Annotated in this window: 5 protein-coding genes; 3 read left to right on the top strand and 2 right to left on the bottom strand. The window is 69.1% G+C overall.

The annotated features are described in order from the left end of the window. Positions 1-223 precede the first annotated feature (223 nt). The 3 genes from JDV09_RS26265 to JDV09_RS26255 are packed head-to-tail and all read left to right on the top strand — an operon-like array spanning position 224 to position 2,551. Positions 224-817: a peptide deformylase gene (locus tag JDV09_RS26265; RefSeq protein ID WP_221372061.1), complete on the top strand. Its 594-nt coding sequence runs from the start codon at positions 224-226 to the stop codon at positions 815-817. A 3-nt stretch (positions 818-820) separates the two neighbouring features. Further along, on the top strand, positions 821-1,738 hold the full coding sequence (locus JDV09_RS26260) for an N-acetylglutamate synthase, CG3035 family (protein ID WP_221372060.1): 918 nt from the start codon (positions 821-823) through the stop codon (positions 1,736-1,738). A 9-nt stretch (positions 1,739-1,747) separates the two neighbouring features. Then, the gene (locus JDV09_RS26255) at positions 1,748-2,551 is read left to right on the top strand and encodes an exodeoxyribonuclease III (RefSeq protein WP_221372059.1); all 804 of its coding nucleotides are present in this window, start codon (positions 1,748-1,750) and stop codon (positions 2,549-2,551) included. Here JDV09_RS26255 and JDV09_RS26250 read toward each other — a convergent pair. Then, entirely contained in the window at positions 2,548-2,799 is a 252-nt protein-coding gene (locus JDV09_RS26250) for a hypothetical protein (RefSeq protein WP_221372058.1), read from the bottom strand. The genes JDV09_RS26255 and JDV09_RS26250 overlap by 4 nt on opposite strands. 234 nt (positions 2,800-3,033) lie before the next feature. Beyond that, complete coding sequence (locus JDV09_RS26245) at positions 3,034-3,267, bottom strand: hypothetical protein (RefSeq protein WP_221372057.1); 234 nt, start codon at positions 3,265-3,267, stop codon at positions 3,034-3,036. Positions 3,268-3,497: the final 230 nt, after the last annotated feature.

Here is a 3,497-nt window from a genome sequence, read left to right as displayed (position 1 = left end):
GCGCAACGGTTCGTAGCGGGCGAAGCGCGGCGCGATCCGATCGATCATCGCCGAGTACTCGGTCTGCCACCGGTCAGGGTCTACGCTATGAACCGCGGTGACCGCGGCCAATTCAATTGTCTTCACAAACATCGAACGATGCCGCGGTCACCGCCCTGACCAGCGCAGACACGCCGAAACTCGTCAGCCCCGATCTACGGCTGCAGTACTAAGCTTGCCCACCATGGCCGTACGCCCCATCTGCATCGTCGGAGATCCCGTCCTGCACACCGCGACCGAACCGGTGCCGGTGGCCGATGACGGTTCGCTGCCCGCCGACCTCGCGGATCTGATCACCGACCTGTTCGACACGATGGACGCCGCGTACGGAGTCGGGCTGGCCGCCAACCAGATCGGGGTGGCCAAGCGGGTGTTCGTCTACGACTGCGCCGATTCGCGCGGCAAGACCCTGCGCCGCCGCGGCGTCGTCGTCAACCCGGTGCTGGAGACCTCGGAGGTGCCCGAGACGATGCCCGACCCCGAGGACGACGACGAGGGCTGCCTGTCGGTGCCCGGGGAGTCGTTTCCGACCGGCCGGGCGTCGTGGGCCAGGGTGACCGGCCTGGACGCCGAGGGCAACCCGATCACCCTGGAGGGCAACGACCTGTTCGCCCGGATGCTGCAACACGAGACGGGTCACCTGGACGGATTCCTCTACCTCGACCGGCTGATCGGACGCAACGCCCGCAGCGCCAAACGCGCGGTCAAGTCACACGGCTGGGGCGTCCCCGGCCTGTCGTGGCTGCCCGGCGAGGATCCCGATCCGTTCGGCCACTGACCGATGACCGGCCTGCCCGAGGTCGGCACCCGGGTCAGCCTGCGCTACCGGCTGCCGCGGGGTTCGACGCCACCGCACTCCGACGTGGTGGGTCACCTGCTGGACACCGGGCCGACGGTGCGGATCCGGACCCGGCGCGGTGACGTCGTGGCCGTCGCGGCCGCCGATGTGCTGGCCGTGCGGGTGGTTCCGGAGGTTCCGGTGCGCACCGGTGAGATCCGCAACCTCGAGCACGCCGCCGCGCTCGGCTGGCCGGGCACCGAGCACGAGTGGCTGGACGGCTGGCTGCTGCGCTTCGGCCACGGCGCCACCCGGCGAGCCAACTCCGCGGTGCCGCTGCACTTCACCTCGTACGCCGAGATCGTCGCGGTCGCCGACTGGTACGCCGCACGCGGCGCGGTCCCGCTGGTATCCGTCCCGGACCGGCTGTTGCGGCTGCCCGACGGGGTGCACACCGACGCCGAAAACCTGGTCATGGCAGCCGATATGGACGCATTGGCCGACGTCGCCGATGCCCACACCGGCATGCACGTCGCGTCGCGCCCGGATGCAGAGTGGCTCCGGCTGTACCAGCGCGACGTCCCTGTCGACGTGCTGACCGCGGTCGTCGACGGCGAGGTCGGCTTCGGGCGGCTCGACGGCGCGGCGGTGGGCCGCGTTGCGATCACCGAGGCCCCCGACGGCACCCGGTGGGCCGGGGTGTCGGCCGTGCACGTCTCCGGGGACGCCCGCCGCCGCGGGCTGGCCCGGGCGCTGTGCGCGGGCCTGATCGACTGGGCCGAGCAGCGGGGTGCGGGCCGGTGCTACGTCCAGGTCGTCACCGACAACCCCGGCGCCCGTGCGCTCTACGAGTCGATGGGCTTCTGGGTGCACCACCGGTCGCGGTATGTGCGCGCCGACGAGCTTCTCGCGCAGAAGTAGGGTTGGGCGATGCGGGTGGCCACCTGGAACGTCAACTCGATCCGCGCCAGGGTCGACCGTGTCACCGACTGGCTGGAACGCGGCGACGTCGACGTGCTGGCCATGCAGGAGACCAAGTGCTCCGACGACCAGTTCCCCACCATGCCGTTCGCCGCGCTGGGTTACGAGGTCGTACACCACGGCCTCAACCAGTGGAACGGGGTGGCGATCGCCTCCCGGGTCGGCATCGACGACGTGGCGCTGGGCTTCCCCGGGCAGCCCAGCTGGAGCGACAGGCCGGGCGCCGACGCGGCAGCCGAGGCCAGGGCGCTCGGCGCGACGTGCGGCGGGGTGCGGGTCTGGAGCCTGTATGTCCCCAACGGCCGCACGGTGGATTCGCCGCACTATCGCTACAAGCTGGAATGGCTTGCCGCGCTCAAGGATACCGCCACATCATGGCTCACCGACGATCCGTCCGCGCCGATCGCACTGGTCGGCGACTGGAACATCGCCCCGACCGACGACGATGTCTGGGACGTCGAGTTCTATCGGGGCAGTACCCATGTCACCGAACCGGAGCGCGACGCATTCGGCGCGATCGTCGACGCCGGGTTCACCGACGTGGTACGTCCCTTCGCCCCGGGGCCGGCCGTCTTCACCTACTGGGACTACACCCAGTTGCGCTTCCCGAAGAACCGCGGCATGCGGATCGACTTCATCCTGGGCTCGGCGGCGTTGGCCGACCGGGTCACCCACGCAGAGATCGTGCGCAACGAGCGAAAAGGCAAGTCGCCCAGCGATCATGCCCCGGTCCTGGTGGACCTGGCGGACTAGACCTCGAACGTGGCCACCACCGGTGCGTGGTCGGGCTCGTCGTGGAGCAGTTCGTTGTGGATCTCCGCACCTCGGTAGTGGGCCGGCAGGTTGCGGGTCACCAGCAGGTGATCCAGCATCTGGCCGTGCCCCTGGCGGAACAGCGTGAAGCGCGACGACTCGGGAATGGTGTTCTCGATCGGCACCAGAACCCGGCCGGCGAGATCGCCGTTGCCCGTGTTCTCGACGTCGCCCCGGATCGCGAGCACGGCACGTCGTCGGGTTCGGCGTTGAAGTCGCCCGCGACGACGATGCGTGCGGCGGTGCCCCAGGTGAAGCCGTCCAGCTTCTGCCCGGGGATGTCGGTGGGGATCTTCGACTTCAGGTGCACGTTGATCACGTGCGGTATCGCGTTGAGCCGCAAATACATCGGTGCCGCCACCACGGTCGCGTCATCGAGGTCCGCGCCGGCCAATTCGGCCTTACGGAACGGTGAACGCGGATCAGGACAGTCCGCCGGCGCTCCCCGGAGAATTGTCCGAGCGGGTCGTGCCGCGGCCGTAGTCGGTGGACGCTGAGACGTCGGTGCTGTACGTGACGGCGCCTGCGCCATCGCGGTCGGGCGCCGATGCGGTGTACGCCGCCGCCGCTCCCGCGCCCATGGCGACAAGACCTGCCATGGCGACACCGACGGCGCCGGCCTTCAGCGAGGTGGCTCGTTTCACAACTCGTTTCACAATGCGCTCCTTCCCGAGACGACCGCGCGTCTCGCGGCCGGGTCCAGATTCCTCGACGGTCGTGAGCGTCGGAGGAGACGAAGATGAGCGATCTCTCATCGGACGGATCGAAGCCGGGGACCCAATGTCAGATGTCAGCATCCTGTCGTCCCCGGCATCTATACTCGAATGTATGTTCGATACATTGGCGGATGTCGATCTTCTGGCGGTGGTCGACGACTCCCACCGGC

This window comes from Mycolicibacterium xanthum, from assembly GCF_019710635.1.
In the GTDB taxonomy this organism is placed as follows: Bacteria; Actinomycetota; Actinomycetes; order Mycobacteriales; family Mycobacteriaceae; genus Mycobacterium; species Mycobacterium xanthum.
This window is presented reverse-complemented; position numbering and strand designations above follow the sequence as displayed.